The organism is Lactivibrio alcoholicus (genome assembly GCF_055390895.1).
In genome coordinates this window covers 1,542,215-1,561,401 of record NZ_AP042471.1, presented here as the reverse complement: position 1 = coordinate 1,561,401, position 19,187 = coordinate 1,542,215, and the positions used below count along the sequence as shown (strand labels likewise).

The window sequence follows — 19,187 nt, the reverse complement described above, 5'->3', positions numbered from 1 at the left end:
CCGCGAATGTCAACGATCGGTCACGTTCTTTCGCCCTTGCCGAGATGCGGAACTCAGGGCTCTCTGATATGCTGGGCGCATCTGCGATATATGAAAGGGATGGTATCTCGGACATGAGAAATATGTACGGAATTCTCATCGCGGCGGCGCTCGCGTTCGCCATGGCACAACCGGCGAACGCGCTCGGCGACGCGGAGCACAGGGCGATGCTCGCGCAGTCGCAGGAGTACCGCGAGGCGGACGAGGGGCTCAACGGCGCGTGGAAGGAAGCGAAGAAGATGCTTCCCGCGGACGAATACAAGAAGCTCCTCGCGGATCAGGCACAGTGGGTCAAGAGCGGTCGCGACGCGGAGGCGAAGGCCCAGATCGACGCCGGGACGTCGAAGGCCGACGCGTACGCGAACGTCACGATGGACCGGATCCGGTACGTCAACAACGTCATCTCCCGCTCCGTGCTGGTTCACAGCGACAAGGGCAGGCAGGGGCTCTACACGTTCACGGGAAATGGAATGACGGGCGTCCTCGAAGTCTGGTGGTACGACGAGAGCGACCCCGTGCATTACGTCATCTTCGAGAACAGCGTTCCGTCGGGAAAGGACGGCGCGAACCTCTGCTCGTTCCAGGGCAAGGGGCCGCTCGAAGGAAACACAATTGTCGCGGTGTCCGACCAGGACGACTCCATGAAGGTCACGATCGTCTTCGACGGAAAGAAAGCGACCGTCACGACCGACAAGGCGTTCAAGTCGGGCGGCGTCTGCGGGCAGGGCGTGATCCTCGACGGAGAGTATTCGAGGTAGAACGGCGCATCGTCCCGGGAAGGAACCGCACATTTTCAACGAAACGGCCGCCGCCGCCCCCATCCGGGCGGCGGCGCTTTTTTCCCCGGGAAGCCCCGGGGAGTGCCGTGTCGGACATAAGACTTTCAGCCCGTGCGGCATGAGACATAATATCGACCCGTATGGGAGGGTGGTCGTTGTAAATTTGAAAATTCGAACTGCGATAGGAGTGAAAGGGAGGCGTCCCTTACGTCATCCGAAGTGCTCGCGCCGGACCGACGACTTCGACCGCGCCGAGAGAAAACGGGAGCCGCCGACGCGCCGGATTTGCCGCCGATGGGTGCCTATTTCCGTTTTTCCTCAAAGATCGCGTGCGCGACCGTGTCGTACCGCACGCAGCCGAAGAACGCGGGATCGAATTCGTCGTAGCGCTTCTCCGTATGCTCGAAACCGGGAACGTACGACGCGCAGTTGGAGATCAGCCTGAATCTGACGCGGCCGACGTCCGAGGGCTCGAGATTCCCGCAGGCGTCCCGGATCGTGTAATATACGCAATGCGACGCCGCCTCGCCGCAGAAATAGACCGTCGTGTCCTCGCGGCACCCGCCGGACGCCGCGTCCCCGAGCAGCAGCGACGCGATCCGGTCGCGGTTCGACGCGAAGACGGAGTACTCCTCCCGGAACGGGTTCATTCCCTTGAAGAGATATTCGACGTACTTCCCCGTCGCGAAGGACCATCCGTGAAGCGCCTCCCGAACGTCGTCGTTGATGGCGTTCCCCCACGTTCCGATCACGCAGTGCACGGGCCATATATCGATGCCGAACCGTCCCCGGCGAATCGCGTCACGGGGTATGAACGGCTCGTACGCCGGATTTTTCGGATGGAATCCGTCGATGTTTCCGCGGTCGATCGTACCGACGCCCGAGACCGGCTTTCCGTTCTCGAGCCAGAAGACGTCGTGGAACACGGACTGCTCCGTGTGCATGTCCATGCTGACGACGACCGCGTCGAAGAACTCCACGCCGCGTTCCAGCATATCTCGGATCGTTCGGCAATCCTCCCCGGCGTGCGGCAGCGAGAGCGACCCGCGTGACGCGTCGCAGAAATCGTTCTGGGGATCGGTAATGAACAGGACGTTTCTCATGATATCCGGATCCTTTCGTCATCGATTGCGGCTCGGTCGTGCCGCGATGCCGTCCTCCCGGCGGCGACGTCCGAAGTGTACCACTCCGCGGGGAAATTCTATCCGCCGGAATCGATTTTACCCTATGACGGGCCGGAACCTTCGCCGAGACGGGCAGTGGTCGTCGTGGAGCGATAAAACGCCGGGAAGAGAAATCGTAACGCAATCGGGATCTTCCGGTAAAAAAAACGAGCATCCGGAGAATCGTTCCAGAGGCTCGTTCTTTCCCTTCGAGGCCAGAATCAGCAGGGTTCTGCGGGCTTTTCTCCCTCAGGCCTGTTCGCCATGGGGACGGTTTTCACCAAAAAAACGCGGCTTTCTTTCGACAGAAAGAGTGCCTACCCCTGATATGTGGAAGAATATCTGCCCTTCGAGAACGCAGGAGAATTTTATCGAAATCGTGCATGAAATACGAAACTTCCTTCGCGGCCCGACGGCGTATATGATGAGACAGGCATTTCATTTCCTGTTCGGCCACGTTAGCCGAGCATCTCGTAGCGATACCTTTCGATACGTATTGCGCGATGATATGGGTTTTACGTCGTCCCGACACCTGCGGTTACGCCAGAAGATCGACGAGCGTCCCGATGCCCGGGGCTCTCCGCGTCTCCGGCGCGGCGCGCCCGATGACGGCGACCCTTCCCGGCGCGCCGGGAACGACCCCCTGCGTCGGAGCGACCCCCGTCGACGACGAGACGTATTCGAGGCGTCCCGAGACAGAGGACGCCTCGGTCTCGAGGCTGTCGATGATCGTCTGGGACACCTGAGCGTCGCGGAGAAGCCCGATCGCGTAGTTGATCCGGTTGCGCTTGTCGAGAAGCGTCTGCGTCCCAAGGCTGATGGCGCGCTTGATGTAGGCCTTGTCCTTGCACGAGTTGTAGTACCGCTCCCAGTTGCCCGCGATTCGCGCATACTGCCGGCCGTAGATCGCGTATTCCGCCATTGCCGCATCCCCCTTCCCGGACCATACGAAGTATTTGTAATTGTACAATACATCGGGTGCGACCGCCCGTTCCTCCGACCCTCTCATCCCGGGGCCGTTCGTCCCGAAAATCGAAAAGCGTTGAAAGCCGAAACGGAAAAAAGCCCCGTCCGGTTTCCGGAGGGGGCTTTTTTCCGCAACTGCGTCCCGGGCGGGAACCCCTCCCGGGGGCCGCCGCGCGGTCTATTTCGACGCGTAGATGTCGAGGATCTTCAGGATGACCTGAACGGACTTCTCGAGCGACGGGACGGGGAGAAATTCGAACTTGCCGTGCGCGTTGTGTCCGCCGTAGAAGATGTTCGGGCACGGAAGGCCGCGGTACGTGAGCTGCGATCCGTCGGTGCCGCCGCGGATCGGGACGATCTTCGGCGTGATGCCCAGGGACTCCATCGCCTGCGTGGCCGTCTCGACGATGTGCATGTGCTTCTCGAGGACGTCGCGCATGTTGTAGTAGGTGTCGGACAGCTCCAGCTCGAACCGCTCCGCGCCGTACTTGTCCTGCATCCACTTCACGGCGCGCTTCACGAACTCCTTGCGCTGCGCGAACTTCGTCCGGTCGTGGTCGCGGATGATGAACGACAGCGTCGCCTCCTCGACGGCGCCCTTGAACGAGGTTACGTGGAAGAAGCCTTCGTACTTTTCGGTGTGCGAGGGCGTCTCGGCGGGCGGAAGCAGGGCGAGAAGCTCCGTCCCGAGAAGCGTCGCGTTGAGCATCTTGTCCTTCGACGTTCCCGGATGCACGGCGCGGCCGTGGATTTTGACGTCCGCGCGCGCGGCGTTGAACGTCTCGTAGTTGATCTGGCCGACGGGCCCGGCGTCGACCGTGTAGGCGAAGTCCGCGCCGAAGGCCTCGATGTCGAGAAGGCTCGCGCCGTGCCCGATCTCCTCGTCGGGGGAGAAGGCGATCTTGACGGCGCCGTGCCTGATCTCCGGATGATGCACGAGGTGATCGACCGCGGCGACGATCGCGGCCATTCCGGCCTTGTCGTCCGAGCCGAGGAGCGTCGTTCCGTCCGTGACGACGACGTCCTGCCCGACGTAGTCGTTCAGGTCCGGGAAGTCCTTCGGCGACAGGACGACGCCCAGGGATTCGTTCAGGACGATGTCGCCGCCTTCGTAGCGCACGACCCGGGCCTTGACGTTTTCCCCTGTGACTTCGAGCGCGGTATCGAGATGCGCGTTGAATCCGATCGTCGGGATCTTTTTGTCGGTATTCGCGGACAGCGTCGCGGTAACGTAGGCGTGCTCGTCGACGCGGACGTCAGAAAGCCCGAGTTCTTCGAGTTCTTTCGCGACGGCTTTCGCGAAGATCATCTGCCCCTCGGAACTGGGGACCTTGCCGGTCTTTTCGACGGCCTGGGTGCTGAACGTCGTGTAGCGCAGGAAACGCTCAAGCGCGGTGCTCATGTGATCTCTCTCCTTTTGTCGAATTCAACTCGCAACGCTCTCTTCCGACGGTCCCCGCACGAAGGGAGGCGAAGCGCGGAAACGACCTCCGAAATCGCGGGCCATCGGGACCATACCCCGTACATTGTACACTACCCTGCCGTCGTTTCGCGAATCGGGCCTGCTTGCCCCGGACGGAAACGCGCAATGCGATCATCGGCCGGCGATCTCCCTCCCCTCACATAAAACGCAGTGTACGACATTTCCGCGCGCAATTCATCAGCCGGATGAGGCGATGTTTTTTTTCGTATGGAAAAAGCGTCGCGCTATTTGATACAATGCGTATGCGCCATGCGACCGGAAAAAACGAAAACCGGGAGGCTCCCCATGCGGAAGCGTGCGAATGGAATGACACGATGCAACGCTCTGCCGACGTTCGCCAAAACGCTCGCGATAACGATCGCGGCGCTTTTCGTCGGGGCGGTGCTCGTCGTCGGCGCGATCCTGCTCACCGATCGCTTTTTGCGCGAAGGACTCCTCAAGGACGCGCACATTATCGCGACCTCGATAAATCCGGAACGCGTCGCCTCTCTGTCCGCAGAAGGCGTCTTTTCGGGAAACACGGACTACGTCCGGCTTCTCGAGCAGATTTCGGCGCTCAGGGCGGTGCAGGAGGGGTGTACGAGGCTCACGCTGCTCGGCCTCGCGAAGGACCGCCCCGTCATCTTCGTCGACGCGACCGATGACGCAATGAAGCCGCGCGCGCCGGGAACCCCATATAGTACGGCGGGCGATGAGGCGCTTCGCGTCTTCCGCACCGGGGAGCCGCTTCTGAACGGACTGCTCGTCCGATCGGACCGTCGGTTCGTTTCCGTTCTGGTCCCGATACGGAATCCGGGCAACGCGACGAATCCCGGCGTTCTCGGTATCGAAATCGCAGCCGAATACTGGATGTGGAATCTCGTGGCTCACGCCGCGCTTCCGGTGGGGCTGGCGGTCGCTCTCACGGTTCTCGCGCTCGTCCAGGCGACCGCGGTCCGGATGGCGTCGTCGCTGCGAAGCGAGCAGGAGCGCTTCCGCCGGTTCTTCTACGCGTCTCCGGACGCCTATCTGATTCTCGAAAACGGCGTTTTCACCGGGTGCAACGACGCGGCGGCGGCGTTCCTCCGCACGACGCGCGACGACATCGTCGGGTCGCTTCCGGCGGATTTCTCCCCGCCCCGCCAGCCCGACGGAACGCCGTCGCTTTCCTACGGAATGGAGTGCGCCCGCGAGGCCCTGCAAAACGGCGTCGCCCGCTTCGAATGGCTCCACCGACGGAAGGACGGCTCCGAAGTGCTGACGGACGTCTTTCTCGTCGTCCTGTCCTACCCGCGAAAGAACGGACTCCTGGCGCACTGGCGCGAAATCCCGAGGGGCGCGCGCCGGCGCCCCGTGGATTCCGTGATCGTGTAGCGGGGCGTCCGCCCGGTCGTTCCGCATTCCCTCGCGCCGCGGCGTTCTAGAACGTTCGTTTCTCCGATTCCGGAACCTTGGAGATTCTCCGTTTCTTCCGTCCGCTTCCCGCGATCTCCCAGATTTCGCGCCCGTTCATGATGCCGCGCGGCTTGTAGATCATGACGAGGACGAGCAGGACCGCCATAAGAACGTTGACGAGACCGAAGGCTGGCGGGATGCGGACTCCCAGGATCATGAATCCTTCCTGGACCGGAGCGAGAAGCTCCGCGCCGAAGGTCAGGATCCCCGCCCCGACGAGCGCGCCGGAGATCGTCCCGGTTCCTCCGATCGCAAGCATCGCCACGATCTGAAACACGTATTCGAGCCCGAACGCCTTCGGATTCATGGTGAGAACCAGGTGGACCCACAGCACTGCCCCGATTCCGGTGATGAACCCGCCGATCGCGAAGGATAGCACCTTGTATCGGGCGATATCGATCCCCATGACGCCGGCGAGTTCCCGATCCCTTGAGATCACCGCGAGCGCGCGACCGTACTTCGACTCCATGAACCTTCGGATGCAATAGATGACCGCGACGAGGAGGCCGTACGTCCACCAGATGTTCGTGAAGGCCGGAATGCTTCGGAGTCCCATGTCGCCGTGCGTCAGGCTTCCGAGGTTTTCGGCGAGATTGCCCGTCACGATGGTGACTCCCATCGACGCGAGAACGAAGGAATGTCCCCGGAGGCGAAACGCCGACAACAGCAGAATCACGCTCGCGAACATCGCGAGAATCCCGCCGCAGATCATCGCGACGGGAAAGGAGACGCGCGCCTGTTCCAGCCAGAGCGGCAGGTGGAGGACAGCGCCCTTGTACGCCGGGGACAGCGTCAGAAGCACCGAGGCGTACCCCGCCACCATCATGGGACCGCCGAATCCCAGCGAGAGGATATTCGTATATCCGTTGATGACGGTGACCCCGAGCGCCACGATCGACGTGACGCCGAAGAGGATCACGAGGCGGAGATAGTAGCCCCGCAGGAACGTCTCCGCGAGAAACAGGAGTCCGAGAAGCGCGAGAAGCCCCGCCGTTTTTTTCATCGCAGTGCCCATCCCTCCTCTCCTTACCTGTTTTTCATATTGGGCCGGAATAATCCGGACGGCTTCAGGAAGAGGATGAACAGCAGCAGCGCCCAGACGAAGGTCGTGCGTACCGCGGAATAGTCCGGCGGCAGCAGCGCGACGAACAGAATCTCCCCGAGGCCGATGATATACCCCGCGACCGCGGCGCCCGGAACGCTGCCAACCCCTCCGAGAACCGCGGCGATGAAGGCGTCCAGTCCGATGCGATATCCCATGCTCGGGGTAACGATGCCGTAACTCACGCCGTAGGCGACGGCGGAGACTCCGGCGAGGGCCGACGCGAGAACGAACGCGGTCAGGACCGCCGTCGAGCCGTTGACGCCCACGAGCCGCGCCGCGTTCGCGTCATACGCGACGGCCCGCATCGCGATTCCCGCTTTCGCGTATTTGACGAAGACGCTCACCGCGACGACCATGACGACCGTCACGCCGATGATCCACAGATCCTTGACTCCCACCGTGAGCCCGGAATCCGTGACGATGATGCCTTCGAGGAAGTCGGCGGTAGGAAACTGCCTCCTGCCGTCGCCGAGAAGCATGGTGAAGAGATTTCTCATACCGAGCGACGCGCCGAACGAGGCGATGAAAATCGTGAGGGTTCCGGGACTCCTCCGGAGACACGGCCTGTAGACGAAGCGCTCGATCAGGAGCCCCGCGAGGACGGATCCCGCGATGGCGGCGATGAAGCCCGCCGGAAAGGACATTCCGAGAATCTCGACGACGCCGAAACACGCGAATGCCCCGATCATGAAGATCTCGCCGTGCGCGAAATTGATCAGGCCGAGAATGCCGTAGATCATCGTGTATCCGATGGCGAGCAGCGCGAGGATGCTGCCGTACGAAAGCGCGTTGATGAGCTGCTGCGCGAGGTACTGCGCCGACATGCCCCTTACCTCGCCCCGAGATAGGTGTCCACGACGTAGGGATCCTTCGCGAGTTCGGAGCTCGGCCCGGAGATCCGAATCAGCCCGCTTTCCATGACATACGCCCTTCCCGCTGTCTCCAGCGCGAGCCCGATATCCTGCTCCACGAGCAGTATCGAAGATCCTTCCCTGCAAATTTGGGCGATTTTTTGGTAGATCTGGTCCACGACGACGGGAGCGAGACCGAGGGATGGCTCGTCGAGCAGGAGAAGATCGGGTTCGTTCATGATCGCCGTTCCGATCGCGAGCATCTGCTGTTCCCCGTCGCTCAGCGACTCCGCGCGCTGCCCCGTGCGTTCCTTCAACCGCGGAAAGAGATCGAACACCCACTCCATCCGCTCTTTCAGCTTCGCGCGCCCCCTGATGACGTACCCGCCCATCGCAAGATTTTCGTGTACGGTGAGATTGCCGAAGATACTGCGCCCCTCCTGGGCGCAGCTGATTCCCGCGCACACGACCCGATGGGCGGGCATCGCCGCGATGTCCGCTCCGCCGTACCGGACCGATCCGCCCCAGGGTCGGATTTCACCCGTGACGCACCGGATCGTCGTCGTTTTTCCGGCTCCGTTCGGGCCGACGAGCGCGACGATCTCCCCGGGACTGACTTCGAGGTCGATGCCGTGGATCACCTGTGCCTTGCCGTATCCGGCGACCATGTTTTCGATGGACAGCACGCGTCACGCCTCCAGAAAATCCGGTTCGGCGGTCAGTCGCCTCAAGGTCTTCTCCCCGAGATACGCGCTGATGACCTTTTCGTTGCCGCGGATTTCGGCGGGCGACCCCTGGGCGATGAGGCTTCCGCGGCTCATGACGACGATCCTGTCGCTGAGTTCCATGACGACCCTCATGTTGTGTTCGATGACGATGATCCCGATATGCGACCGTCCGCGGATCAGCCGGACGATGTCCGTGATCTCGTCCGCTTCGGCCGGATTCAGTCCCGACGACGGCCCGTCGAGGAGCAGGATCTTCGGATCGCACAGAAGCGCCCTCGCGAGCTCCAGCTTCTTCTGGACGCTGTAGGCGAGGTCCTCGACCGCGATATCCGCACACCACCCGATCTCGAGAAGGCCGAGCGTTTCGCGGATTTTCGCGAGTATCTCCGCCTCGGCCCTGCGATAGCGCGGCGTCTGGACGAGAGAGTCGAACCATGCGTATCGCTCGATGAGATAAAAGGCGGGCTTCAGGTTTTCCACTGCAGTCATGTCTTTTATCAGGCGTGGACTCCGGAACGTTCGCGTCATTCCCCCGCTCGTGATCCGATGCGACGGTCGACCGGCGATGTTCTCGTTGTCCATGAAGATCGCGCCCGAGTCGGGTTTCAGGATCCCCGACAGGAGGTTGAACACCGTGGCCTTCCCCGCGCCGTTGGGGCCGATGAGGCCGAGGATTTCGCCGTCATCGAGATCGAAGGTCAGACCGGAGACGGCCTTCAATCCTTCGAAGCTTTTCGTGAGTTCCCGGACATTCAGCATCCGGTCACCTCCGGAACGCAGGAGGCGAATCGTGAGCCCGATCCGCGCGGGACTCCTTGTACACGTCCTCAGGATCGAGGATCGCGCGAAATACCCTGTGGCCGTTTTTTATTTCCTTGAAGACGACCGGCTTTTCGGGAATTCTGGGGTATCGCACCGTTTCCGGGTCCGGGTAGGAGATCGGCATGGTCGTCGTGACATACGCGTGAATCTGGATCGTATCCCGTATCGCCGTCCGCTTTTGGACAAGAGACATCGAGTCCCATTTTTCCCTTCCTATCGCCCCGATGGTTTCCGCGAGGATCATGACGGCGTCGAAGCCGAGACACTCGAACGCGCCGGGTTCGGTCCCGTACTCGGCCGCGTAGGCTTCGACAAATCGCCTCGCGTTCTCCGTGAGGGGATACTCCGCCGCGAAATGCGTGGATATGAACGCTCCTTCGACATGCTCCCCGCCGACTTCGATCACCGTCGGGTCGTCGGCACCGTCGGTCAGCATGATCGGAAGCCGGATCCCGAGCCTTCTGGCCTGTTTCGCGAGAATCGGGCTGTCCTGCGGAAACGGGGGAATGATCACGATTCCGTCGATTGTGTTCGCGTCGCATTGCCGCCGCAGGCGGGTCAGCTGTGCCGTGAAATTGACGTCGCCGGTGCGGTAGATCTCCTGATGGATCACGGCGTTCTCGTCCCCGGTTATTTCCCTGAAAGCTTCGATGAAGAACTTCGAAAGCTCCGTACTGTAGGCGCTCGCGCCGTCCCGGATGACGGCGACTCTTTTCCACCCGAGCGTTGCGACGCAGAAGCTCGCGACCGCTCTCCCCTGATAGTTGTCGCCGAACGGAACCATGAAGATGTAGTCTCCGATACTCGGAATCGTCGGCGTCGTGGCCGACGCGACGAGAAACGGCGTCTTCCCCGACTGGAACAGCGAACCGGCAGCGGACACGAGCGAATCGTCGCACAGTCCGCACGCCGCGACGACCCCGACCTCCTCGATCAGTCGGATCGCCGCGTTGGAGATGACGGTGATATCGCTCTGACCGTCGATATTTTTGAGTTCGAGGGGGCGGCCGAAGACGCCCCCCCGTTCGTTGACGATTTTCACGGCCAGACGGCCGCCGCGAAGCCCCGCCTGTCCCGGAGGCGCCGCGACGCCGACCTGGCTCCAGATGGAGCCGACGACGATCGGAGCCTCCGCCGCGAACGTCGCGAAGCCCGAAAGAAGCGATGCGATGCACACTGCCGCGAAAAGGGATTTCACGATCTTTCGGATGCCGTCCGCCATCCGGCGCCTCCAGTGACCGCTCCGCGTCCGCGTTTCACGCGGCCGGATCTATTTTCCGATATCGTCCGGAGTCAGGCACACGAGTTGATGATCCTTCGGGCTCATCTTTCTGTAGACGCCCATGAGAATCGGCGGAACCAGCCCGATCGCGAAATAGATCGCCAGAGAGACGTACCCCCCGATCGGGAGTTCCCGCATCGAGCCGATGATGATCCAGACCGAGATGAGGGATCCGAGGACGGGAATGAGGGTTTCGCCGGGATAGCGGTACGGCCGGTTCCATTCCGGGTGTTTCTTCCGGAGCACGAGGGCGTCGAGACAGCAGAAGAGGTACACGACGCCAGCGGCGATGCACGAGACCGCGTAGATGTATTGTACCCAGTTGTCGCCCGTGAAGGCGCAGAAGAACACCGAAAAGAGCAGCACCGTCAGGTTCGAGAGGTAGGGCTGTCCGTGGGAATTGAGCTTCTGGAAGAATTTGGGAAGCTGGTTGAGCTGGGCCGCGCCGTACAGGACCCGGGCCGACGACGTCCAGAATCCCATCAGCGTCGTCAGCGCGTGGAGCACGCCCCCCGTGATCGCGAGGATCGCGACGACGCCCGGAAGCCCCAGCTTGCGCACGAGCTCCGGCTCGGGCATGCTCATCTTCGCGATTTCCTCCCACGGAGCGAGGCCGCCCATGGCGAGGACGACGATCGCGTACAGGATCGCCGGAATGAACAGCGCCGCCAGGATGACGAGTCCCATCTTCCTGACCGGAAAGTTGACCTCCTCGATCATCGTCGGCGTCATTTCGAAGCCGATGAACTTGAGCGAAAAGACCGCCATCGCGATGAAGATGCCGCCGCCTCCCGCCGGAAAGAACCCTCCGTGCGCCGTGATGTTCGTCATGGACCAGGAGGGATGCGTCAGGAACACCGTCGCGACGACGAGAGACATTCCGACCATCCCGAAGAAGAAGATGTTGGAGAGCATCCCGGTGAGACTGATGTCGAAGTTGGACAGCACGTACCATACGAATACGATGCCGATCGCGACGTAGACCTGAAGCTCCTTCGGGATCGGAAAGAAGAAGTCGATGGCCGTGATGAAGATGAACGCCATCATCGGCGGTTCGACGACCTGGACGAGGAACATCATCCACTGCATAATCCACCCGACGCCGTGGCCGAACGCGTTGGTGGTCCAGACGTCCACCGCGGACGAGAACGGCAGCATCGCCGACAGTTCGGCGAACGCGAGTCCCACCGGAATGAGCAGGAACGCGAGCAGCGGGAAGATCCACGCCGCGCCCGCGCCGGTGATCGAGAACCAGTACGGCGCCTCCGCGAGCCATCCGCCGATGACCGCGCCGCACGCGATCGAAATCATGCTGATGAACGAGAGTTCCTTTCTGAGCGACTCCTTTTTCTCTGGCATCCGCGATCCCTCCCGTCAGCCTATTGCGGCGAGCAGTTCGTCCGTATTGATGACGTGGCAGTAGATGTTGTTCAGGACTTCGAGCTCGTGCCGCTGGATTTCCTTCGTCCCGGCCATGCACGCGTCTTCGATGAGCCAGACCCTGAAGCTCTCGTCGGCGAGGCTCCGGACCGTTCCGGAGACGCACTGGTCGGTGTAGACGCCCGTCACGACGACCGTATCGATTCCCATGTTATGGAGGATGAGCCGAAGACTGCTCCCCGTCACGGCGCTGTCGGTCGTTTTCGTGACGACGATTTCGTCGTCGACCGGCGCGAGCTCGGGGATGATTTCAGCGTCCGCGGAGCCGATGGGGAGGAGCAGCTCGTTGAATCCCGTCGCCTTCTGGTCGAGCGATCGGTCTTTGCCGTTTTTCTTGTGGCACTGGATTTTGGCGAAGAGGACTTCCATCTGTTTTTCGCGGAAGGCCTTCAGGATCCGCCGGTTGTTCGGGACGACGATCTGTTCGATCGTATCGTAGAAGGGTTTCCATCGCTCGAGATGGACACGCTGCTCTTTCGTCGGGTCAGGATAGACGGGGCGCGTGACGAAAACCCGCTGGAGATCGACGACCAGAAGCGCCGTCCGTTCCGGTTCGATCGTGACGCTCCCCCTGTCGTGATCCGGTTCGTAATAGAATGAGACATACCTGTCGTTGACTCTCATCGCGAAAAACCACCCTTTCGGCACAATGTCCACGTCCGATCTTCCGGGACGTTTCCTCCGACCGGTCCGTCCCCGGAACCGGGCGTGTCGTTCGATGTCGCCTCCGGCTTCCCTCGCCGTGACGATCTTCCGGACCTCCTTCTCTCTCCGGACTCGTGCCCGGGAAAACTCGGGCGATCGCCTTCCGGCGCTTCCCCGCGGTCAGAAGGCACCGAATGAATGCCCGCTGTCCGTGCTGAACATACATACGGCATTACACTACCGTCGGAAAGGGAAACGGCACATCGGCGCCGGAGGCAGGGCGTTCGCTCCCCGTCGTCCGAATCGCAGTATTTTTTCTAGGGAAAAAAGGAAGGGGACGGTCCCGAAAACCGCCGTTCGTCGGGGGTGACGAAACGGGCGGCGTCAGCGGGAAACCGGTATGATCCCTTTGGAGATCGCGTATTTCGTGAGTTCCGCGATATTTCTGACTCCGAGCTTCTTCATGAGGTTCTGGCGATGCGTTCCGACGGTCTTGACGCTGACGTGGAGCGTTTCCGCGATTTCGGCGTTCGTGCGCCCCTCCGCGAGCATCTTCGCGATCTCGCTCTCCCGGGGAGAAAGCCCCGAATCGCCCCTCTCGCCGCGAACGGTGTTCACGTAGAGCTTCGCCACGATTTCCGACACGCTCGGCCCGAGGTAGACGTCGCCTTTCCGCACGGCGTACACGGCTTCCATGAGTTCGGTCGAGGCGCAGTCTTTCAGGAGGAATCCTCTCGCCCCCGCCCGGAGCATCTCCGATATGAAGTGTCTGTCGGAATACATCGAAAGCGCGATGATTCCGATTTCCGGGTTCCGGCGCGTGATCGCGACGGTTGCCTCGATGCCGTCGGCTTCCGGCATGATGACGTCCATAACGATGACGTCCGGCTTGAGTTCGTCCGCGAGCGCGATGACCTCGCGGCCGTTGGAGGCTTCCGCCACGACGGTCACTTCCGGGATGCGATTCAGTATCATCCTGATTCCTTCCCTGACGATGGTGTGATCGTCGGCGATGACGACTCTGATCATCGCGCTCACGCTCCCTTTCGTTCAAAGGCTTCGACGGGAACGACAAGCGTCACTCTCGTTCCACGTCCTTGTATCGACCGGATGTCCGTATGCCCTCCGAGGGATTTCAGGCGTTCTTTCAGGCTGAAGAGTCCGAAGGATGTTTCGTTCCATCCGGTGAAGGAGATTTCTCCGGCGTCGAATCCCTTCCCGTGGTCGATGACGCTGAGCCGCAGAAAGCGCTTGTCGGAGAAGGAGCTCACGACCTTCGCGCGATCCGTTCCGGCGTGCTTCACGACGTTCATGAGCAACTCGCGGAGCGCCCTGAAGAGAAACGCCTTCATCTCGTCGACCATCGTGTCGGGAAGACCCCTGTTGTCGTAGGCGACCCTGAGCCCGTATTCGTCGTACAGCTTCTCGGCGAGCCAGTTGACGGAGGGGCCGAATCCGAGCTTGTACAGGACGGGGGTGCCGAGTTCGAACGTCAGCGCCCTCGTCATGCGGATCGATTCGTCGATGGCCCCTAGGACGTGCGACAGCTCCTCCAGCGTCCCGGGGTCGGTCGTGTTCTGGGAGAGCAGCACGAGCCGGATTTTCGACAGCGCGAGGTTCTGGCCGATCGTGTCGTGCAATTCCGACGCGATCTTCCGGCGCTCCTTTTCCTCCGAGTCGGAAAGAGCCGCCGCAAGAGCCTGCAACTGCCGGCGGTATTCGCTTTCCCTGCGCTCGATGCGCCGCTGGATCGTGACATCGTTCGCGTGCATGATGACGCAGTCCGGAGCGAGATGGAAACAGGAGACCTGGAATTCGGACGTCGTCCCGCCCGGACTGAGCGTGAGCTCCCTTTCGAGCGTACACCGCCGTTCAATGCAGGTGCGCAGCAGCGAGGAGAGTTCGCCGCCGTCGGCGTACAGGTCCGTCAGCTTCTTTCCGACGTCTTCCGAAACCCGATTTCCGCTTTTTTTCATCGCGGCGCAGTTGTAATTGACGAGGACGAAGCCGCCGTCTTTCGCCCGCCAGGTGTACGCGGCGGTCGGGATGCTGTTGTAGTACGTCAGAAAGCTCCTGTCCCGAACGTTCAGTTCCTCGCGGATATTTCTCGAAAAGCGCGCCCTCCAGCCGAAAAAGATGACCGCCGGAAGCAGGAGAAGGACGATCGTCACGCCGAAGACGCGGCGAACGGACCAGTATGGGGCGTCCCCGACATACCGGCGCCCGTTGATGCCGGCGAACAGGTCGCTCCCGCGGAGCGTTCCGATGGCGGCGTTGATCTCGGAGAGCAGGTCTCCGTCCGCCGCGGAGAGAGCGAATCCTTCCCTCGACTCGAACAGAACCTCGCCGATCATCGAGATCCGGTCGAGGACACCCGAGTCTCCCGCGACGCGGATCAGGGGGGCCTGCGGGCACACGACCGCGTCGACGGCACCGGAAAGCAGCGCATCGACGCAATCCGGGACGGATTCAAACGGCTCGATGTCCCGGACGCCGACCCTCTTCAGATAGGGAAGAGCGAAGCTCGACCGAACCGCGCCGATCGTCATCTCGTTCATCTTCCGCTGCGAATTGAGCGCCGCATTCCGCTTCAAAACGAAGGTTCTGACCGGAAAGCGTTCGAGTGGTTCGGAAAAGACGATCCCCTGCCCGGCCAGCGCCGATCTGCTGAGTCCGGAGTTCGGAATGAGATCGACCTCTCCGGCCGACAACGCTCCGAGCATTTCGTCCCACGCGTCGAAGACCACGTAGCGGATCTCCATGTTCCCGATCCCGCCGAGGGCGTCGATCATCTCGACGGTCGCCCCGCCCGGCGCACCGTCGCTCCCGACGACGTACTGCGGGGGAAAGTTCCCCGGAACGGCGACGCGGACCACCCGGTTCTTTCCCGCGGGAACCTCCGCCGCCCACACGCCGGACGCTAGGGCGAACATGAGAATGAGCACCCGGACAAGCCGCTGCGCCACACGGTCCGGGAACAGTCGCATCACGTTTTTTCGAAGCGTCGCAGAAATTTCGAACATCCCCCGTGCACTAGAATATCTCATCCCCGGACGGGGCTCGACGTCTCACGCGCCGCGGCGTCCTCCACGGCCGAGCGACTCGGCGATCGTGAAGGGATGCAGATCAATTGACGCTCTACGGTTTGGGCGCCTCGTTCCAGATATCCCTGAAGATCTTCCACGAACCGTCCGGCTGCTTTTTGAGAACGAGGACGCAGTATCCTTCGACGGACGTCTCCCCGCCGCCCGCTTTCGGGATATCGGTTCTCGCGAATTCCACGTTCATGAAGGCCCATCCGTCGCACACGCGGATATCGCCGGACCTCAGCTCGAACCTGAAGCGGGTCGTCCTGAAAAGATCGCGGTATCTGTTTCCGATATTCTCTCTGCCGGTTACGGCGGGCATCCCGGGCGGCAGCAGAGTCCCCTCCGCGTCGAAGACGCGTTCGATAGCGTCGGCGTCTCCCGCATTGAACGCCGCGTTGAAATCGATCCGGACCTTGTCGACGGCGGCCGTCTCGTCCGCAGCGAACGCGATGGTTCCTCCGAACGTCGCGCACAAAGTTACGAGCGCGAAAACGATGATTCCCGAATACCATGACCGTCCTTTCATTCTGCAAGTCCCCCTTCGATATCGGATGCGTCGCCGCATCCGTTCCATACAGTATAAGTCATCCCGCCGTCCCGATCCTCCCCCGGATGAAGGACGCGATGCCCTCAACGGCCTCGCGTCCCTCGCCGACGACGTTCGCGAGCATCTGGAAGACATGCCACATGCCCTCCCACACTCCGAATGTCACGGGAACTCCCCGGTCGGCGGCGCGCCGCGCGAGAAGCCCGATTTCGCCGAGAAGCACCTCGTCGCCACCCGCCTGGATCAGGAGCGGCGGCAGGCCCGAGAGATCGCGGTCGACCGGCGAGACGAATCCCTCCGGGATCGCGGGGCGGAAGAACGCTTCGACGCACATCCGGTTGCCATCGAGGCTGACGAACGGATCGCGGCCCGCGTTCGTCCGGTACGTTTCGGAATCCATCCGCGTGTAGTCCACGAACGGCGAGAGAAGGAAGGCCCCGGCGGGAAGTTCCTCCCCGGCGTCGCGCAGCGCGAGGAGCGCCATGAGCGCAAGGCCGGCGCCCGCGGAGTCGCCCCCGAAGACGACGTTTCGGCTTCCGTAGCCGTCCGCCCTGAGGCGGCGCCACACGGCGAGCGTATCGTCGAGTGCCGCCGGATACGGATGCTCCGGCGCGAGCGCGTAGTCGAACGTCAGGACCGGGACGCCGCCCGACCGCGCGATGTGCGCGGCGAGCTTCCGGTGCGTCTCGACCGATCCGGCGAAGAAGCCGCCTCCGTGGACGTAGAGCACGAGCCCATCGCTCGCGGCGGCCGCGGGGCGGACGATCTCGGCGCGGATTCCGCCGAGCGCGAACGGCTGCGCCGTCACGCCGGAAAGCGGCGTTCCCGAAGACAGCAGGACGCGTTCCTCTTCCCTCACCCGGGCGACCGTCTTTCCGGCAAAGCCGTGCCGCGAGAGAACCCTCCTGATCGGCGCAAGTCTTTCCTCCGGCGTTCGCGTCATTCGCTTCCTCCTCCCCTTCAGAACTTCTCGTCCATTTTGATCTTGTATATATTGGAAAGCAGCCTCAGGTCCTCGTAGAATTTCGAAATGTCGATCGACGACGGAAATGTGACGAGAAGATCCACCTGAACGCGGTTTTTGAGGATCTCCTGGATGACATTGATCGTCTGGACCCTGATGCCGAAGTGTTTCGTGACGCCGAGAATCTCCTGCGCGTCGATTGAGGAGCTTTCGAAGTACAGGCTGATCGTCTTGATCTGCTGCGACGGAAAGAAGCGGCGTTCCAGCCGTTCGAAGAGAATCAGCGCGACGAGCATGAACGCGATCGTGACGGCCGCGGGCGCGATCAGTCCGGCCCCGATGGCCAGACCGATGGCCGCCGTGACCCAGATCGAAGCGGCCGTCGTGAGTCCTTTGACGCTGCTTCCTATCTTGAGGACCGCGCACGCGCCGAGGAAGCCGATTCCTGAGACGACCTGCGCGGCGATGCGCGACGGATCGAGGGAGACGTGTTCTTTCGAAAGAATATCGGTGAAACCGAATTCCGAGACAAGCATGATCAGTGTCGCACCAACACAAACAAGCATGTGTGTGCGCAATCCCGCAGGCTGATGGCTGTGCTCTCGTTCGAGCCCGATCAGGCCTCCCGCGAGAAAGCTCAGCGACAGTCGGAGAAGGGCCGTCGCGAACACGATATTCCCGCAGGAAAAAAGGGTGCGGAGGAACGTCACGTCGAATCACCGCCTTCGCGGCTCCGGAAGGCCGCTTTTTTTCGGTACAGTGTACCGCTTCCATCGCCCGTTCGCGAACGCGAATCTCACAATATCAGGATATATCAAATGTTTATCCCACTTTTTGATCTTCACCGAGCGTTGTACCTCCTCTCGGATTTCCGGAAGCGACTTCCGGGGTGCGTATCGGGAAAGTTTCTTGCATTTTCCGCCGTTTGTGGCATTCTTATTCATTGCAGAACACGGAATCTCACGCCCCATGCGGCGGAAGGCTGGTGGTTGCGTCTCCCCTTCGGGGAGGCATCTCTTGTTTTTCGGGAAGGAACGGTCGACGATGGCAGGAAATCCCCTCATCCGCGTCACTGATCTCTGCAAGAGTTTCGAAAACGGCGAAGTCCTCAACAACATCTCCATCGACATCCGCGAGGGAGACCTCGTCTCCATCATCGGCCCGTCGGGCTGCGGAAAATCCACGTTTTTGCGGTGCCTCAACTGCCTGGAGTACATCACCTCCGGAACGATCACGATCGCGGGCGTCACGGTCCGCAGGTCGCCTGGCGTCACGCGGCTCGACGGCGCGTTTCTCGACGCGTGCCACGAAATCCGCAGAGAGGTCGGAATGGTCTTCCAGTCGTTCAACCTCTTTCCGCACAGGACCGTTCTCGAAAACGTGATGCTCGCGCCCATGGTCGTCAAGAAGGAATCCCGCGACTCGGCCGAGACCACGGCAATGCGCCTCCTCGCGAAGGTCGGCCTGCGCGATTTCGCGGACCGCTATCCCGCGACGCTCTCGGGTGGCCAGACGCAGCGCGCGGCCATCGCCCGCGCCCTCGCGATGAACCCGAAGGTCATGCTCTACGACGAGCCGACGAGCGCGCTCGACCCCGAGCTCGCGGGAGAGGTTCTCCAGGTCATGAAGGACCTCGACGCCGAGGGGATGACCCAGATCATCGTCACGCACCAGATGCGCTTCGCGAGAAACGCGTCGGACTACATCATTTTCATGGACGGAGGGGAGATCGTTGAAAAGGATGACGGCGATGTCCTGTTCACGGCGCCGAAGAACGAGCGCACGCGCGCGTTTCTCCGGCACTTCTCCGAGGAGTACCTCTGATGACTGACCGAAGCCTTCGCCGCATC

Annotated in this window: 18 protein-coding genes; 3 read left to right on the top strand and 15 right to left on the bottom strand. The window is 61.8% G+C overall.

All coding sequences use genetic code 11. The annotated features are described in order from the left end of the window. Nucleotides 1-113: 113 nt before the first annotated feature. On the top strand, nt 114-797 hold the full coding sequence (locus ACZ5IU_RS07270) for a lysozyme inhibitor LprI family protein (RefSeq protein ID WP_464421527.1): 684 nt from the start codon (nt 114-116) through the stop codon (nt 795-797). A 323-nt stretch (nt 798-1,120) separates the two neighbouring features. Here the strand turns inward: ACZ5IU_RS07270 and ACZ5IU_RS07265 are convergent, their stop codons facing one another. From ACZ5IU_RS07265 to pepT, 3 genes are all read right to left on the bottom strand, one after another. Continuing rightward, a complete protein-coding gene (locus ACZ5IU_RS07265; RefSeq protein WP_464421526.1) occupies nt 1,121-1,921 on the bottom strand; it encodes a cysteine hydrolase family protein in 801 nt (266 codons plus the stop codon). Between the two features lie 598 nt (nt 1,922-2,519). After that, complete coding sequence (locus ACZ5IU_RS07260) at nt 2,520-2,903, bottom strand: hypothetical protein (RefSeq protein ID WP_464421525.1); 384 nt, start codon at nt 2,901-2,903, stop codon at nt 2,520-2,522. Nucleotides 2,904-3,125: 222 nt separating this feature from the next. After that, the gene (gene pepT / locus ACZ5IU_RS07255) at nt 3,126-4,349 is read right to left on the bottom strand and encodes a peptidase T (protein WP_464421524.1); all 1,224 of its coding nucleotides are present in this window, start codon (nt 4,347-4,349) and stop codon (nt 3,126-3,128) included. Nucleotides 4,350-4,715: 366 nt separating this feature from the next. Here pepT and ACZ5IU_RS07250 point away from each other — a divergent pair, with 366 nt between their 5' ends. Next, nucleotides 4,716-5,783, top strand: coding sequence for a PAS domain-containing protein (locus ACZ5IU_RS07250; protein ID WP_464421523.1), 1,068 nt, complete (start codon nt 4,716-4,718; stop codon nt 5,781-5,783). 46 nt (nt 5,784-5,829) lie between these two features. On the opposite strand, the gene ACZ5IU_RS07245 is transcribed toward ACZ5IU_RS07250, so the two are convergent. From ACZ5IU_RS07245 to ACZ5IU_RS07190, 12 genes are all read right to left on the bottom strand, one after another. Further along, nucleotides 5,830-6,867, bottom strand: coding sequence for a branched-chain amino acid ABC transporter permease (locus tag ACZ5IU_RS07245; RefSeq protein ID WP_464421522.1), 1,038 nt, complete (start codon nt 6,865-6,867; stop codon nt 5,830-5,832). 23 nt (nt 6,868-6,890) lie between these two features. Next, a complete protein-coding gene (locus tag ACZ5IU_RS07240; protein WP_464421521.1) occupies nt 6,891-7,793 on the bottom strand; it encodes a branched-chain amino acid ABC transporter permease in 903 nt (300 codons plus the stop codon). A gap of 5 nt (nt 7,794-7,798) precedes the next feature. Continuing rightward, a complete protein-coding gene (locus ACZ5IU_RS07235) occupies nt 7,799-8,506 on the bottom strand; it encodes an ABC transporter ATP-binding protein (protein WP_464421520.1) in 708 nt (235 codons plus the stop codon). A gap of 3 nt (nt 8,507-8,509) precedes the next feature. Then, nucleotides 8,510-9,307 (bottom strand): ABC transporter ATP-binding protein, encoded by a 798-nt coding sequence (locus tag ACZ5IU_RS07230; RefSeq protein ID WP_464421519.1) that lies wholly within the window; start codon nt 9,305-9,307, stop codon nt 8,510-8,512. A 4-nt stretch (nt 9,308-9,311) separates the two neighbouring features. After that, the gene (locus ACZ5IU_RS07225; protein WP_464421518.1) at nt 9,312-10,592 is read right to left on the bottom strand and encodes an ABC transporter substrate-binding protein; all 1,281 of its coding nucleotides are present in this window, start codon (nt 10,590-10,592) and stop codon (nt 9,312-9,314) included. 48 nt (nt 10,593-10,640) lie between these two features. After that, nucleotides 10,641-12,011 (bottom strand): APC family permease, encoded by a 1,371-nt coding sequence (locus ACZ5IU_RS07220; protein ID WP_464421517.1) that lies wholly within the window; start codon nt 12,009-12,011, stop codon nt 10,641-10,643. A gap of 15 nt (nt 12,012-12,026) precedes the next feature. Further along, nucleotides 12,027-12,749 (bottom strand): cysteine hydrolase family protein, encoded by a 723-nt coding sequence (locus tag ACZ5IU_RS07215; protein WP_464421516.1) that lies wholly within the window; start codon nt 12,747-12,749, stop codon nt 12,027-12,029. A 372-nt stretch (nt 12,750-13,121) separates the two neighbouring features. Then, entirely contained in the window at nt 13,122-13,766 is a 645-nt protein-coding gene (locus ACZ5IU_RS07210) for a response regulator (protein WP_464421515.1), read from the bottom strand. A 5-nt stretch (nt 13,767-13,771) separates the two neighbouring features. Continuing rightward, nucleotides 13,772-15,724 carry an ATP-binding protein gene (locus ACZ5IU_RS07205; protein WP_464421514.1) on the bottom strand — a complete coding sequence of 651 codons (1,953 nt, stop codon included), beginning with the start codon at nt 15,722-15,724 and terminating at the stop codon, nt 13,772-13,774. Nucleotides 15,725-15,875: 151 nt separating this feature from the next. Continuing rightward, nucleotides 15,876-16,352 (bottom strand): YybH family protein, encoded by a 477-nt coding sequence (locus ACZ5IU_RS07200; RefSeq protein ID WP_464421513.1) that lies wholly within the window; start codon nt 16,350-16,352, stop codon nt 15,876-15,878. Nucleotides 16,353-16,410: 58 nt separating this feature from the next. After that, nucleotides 16,411-17,316: an alpha/beta hydrolase fold domain-containing protein gene (locus ACZ5IU_RS07195; protein WP_464421512.1), complete on the bottom strand. Its 906-nt coding sequence runs from the start codon at nt 17,314-17,316 to the stop codon at nt 16,411-16,413. A gap of 17 nt (nt 17,317-17,333) precedes the next feature. Next, nucleotides 17,334-18,047, bottom strand: coding sequence for an MgtC/SapB family protein (locus ACZ5IU_RS07190; RefSeq protein ID WP_464421511.1), 714 nt, complete (start codon nt 18,045-18,047; stop codon nt 17,334-17,336). Between the two features lie 334 nt (nt 18,048-18,381). Here ACZ5IU_RS07190 and ACZ5IU_RS07185 point away from each other — a divergent pair, with 334 nt between their 5' ends. Next, nucleotides 18,382-19,161 (top strand): amino acid ABC transporter ATP-binding protein, encoded by a 780-nt coding sequence (locus ACZ5IU_RS07185; protein WP_464421510.1) that lies wholly within the window; start codon nt 18,382-18,384, stop codon nt 19,159-19,161. Nucleotides 19,162-19,187 lie beyond the last annotated feature (26 nt).

Coding starts and splice junctions, on each gene's coding strand:
- ACZ5IU_RS07270 (WP_464421527.1), top strand. CDS start 114: ATGAGAAATATGTACGGAATTCTCATCGCGGCGGCGCTCGCGTTCGCC.
- ACZ5IU_RS07265 (WP_464421526.1), bottom strand. CDS start 1,921: ATGAGAAACGTCCTGTTCATTACCGATCCCCAGAACGATTTCTGCGAC.
- ACZ5IU_RS07260 (WP_464421525.1), bottom strand. CDS start 2,903: ATGGCGGAATACGCGATCTACGGCCGGCAGTATGCGCGAATCGCGGGC.
- pepT (WP_464421524.1), bottom strand. CDS start 4,349: ATGAGCACCGCGCTTGAGCGTTTCCTGCGCTACACGACGTTCAGCACC.
- ACZ5IU_RS07250 (WP_464421523.1), top strand. CDS start 4,716: ATGCGGAAGCGTGCGAATGGAATGACACGATGCAACGCTCTGCCGACG.
- ACZ5IU_RS07245 (WP_464421522.1), bottom strand. CDS start 6,867: ATGAAAAAAACGGCGGGGCTTCTCGCGCTTCTCGGACTCCTGTTTCTC.
- ACZ5IU_RS07240 (WP_464421521.1), bottom strand. CDS start 7,793: ATGTCGGCGCAGTACCTCGCGCAGCAGCTCATCAACGCGCTTTCGTAC.
- ACZ5IU_RS07230 (WP_464421519.1), bottom strand. CDS start 9,307: ATGCTGAATGTCCGGGAACTCACGAAAAGCTTCGAAGGATTGAAGGCC.
- ACZ5IU_RS07225 (WP_464421518.1), bottom strand. CDS start 10,592: ATGGCGGACGGCATCCGAAAGATCGTGAAATCCCTTTTCGCGGCAGTG.
- ACZ5IU_RS07220 (WP_464421517.1), bottom strand. CDS start 12,011: ATGCCAGAGAAAAAGGAGTCGCTCAGAAAGGAACTCTCGTTCATCAGC.
- ACZ5IU_RS07210 (WP_464421515.1), bottom strand. CDS start 13,766: ATGATCAGAGTCGTCATCGCCGACGATCACACCATCGTCAGGGAAGGA.
- ACZ5IU_RS07205 (WP_464421514.1), bottom strand. CDS start 15,724: ATGCGACTGTTCCCGGACCGTGTGGCGCAGCGGCTTGTCCGGGTGCTC.
- ACZ5IU_RS07200 (WP_464421513.1), bottom strand. CDS start 16,352: ATGAAAGGACGGTCATGGTATTCGGGAATCATCGTTTTCGCGCTCGTA.
- ACZ5IU_RS07195 (WP_464421512.1), bottom strand. CDS start 17,316: ATGACGCGAACGCCGGAGGAAAGACTTGCGCCGATCAGGAGGGTTCTC.
- ACZ5IU_RS07185 (WP_464421510.1), top strand. CDS start 18,382: ATGGCAGGAAATCCCCTCATCCGCGTCACTGATCTCTGCAAGAGTTTC.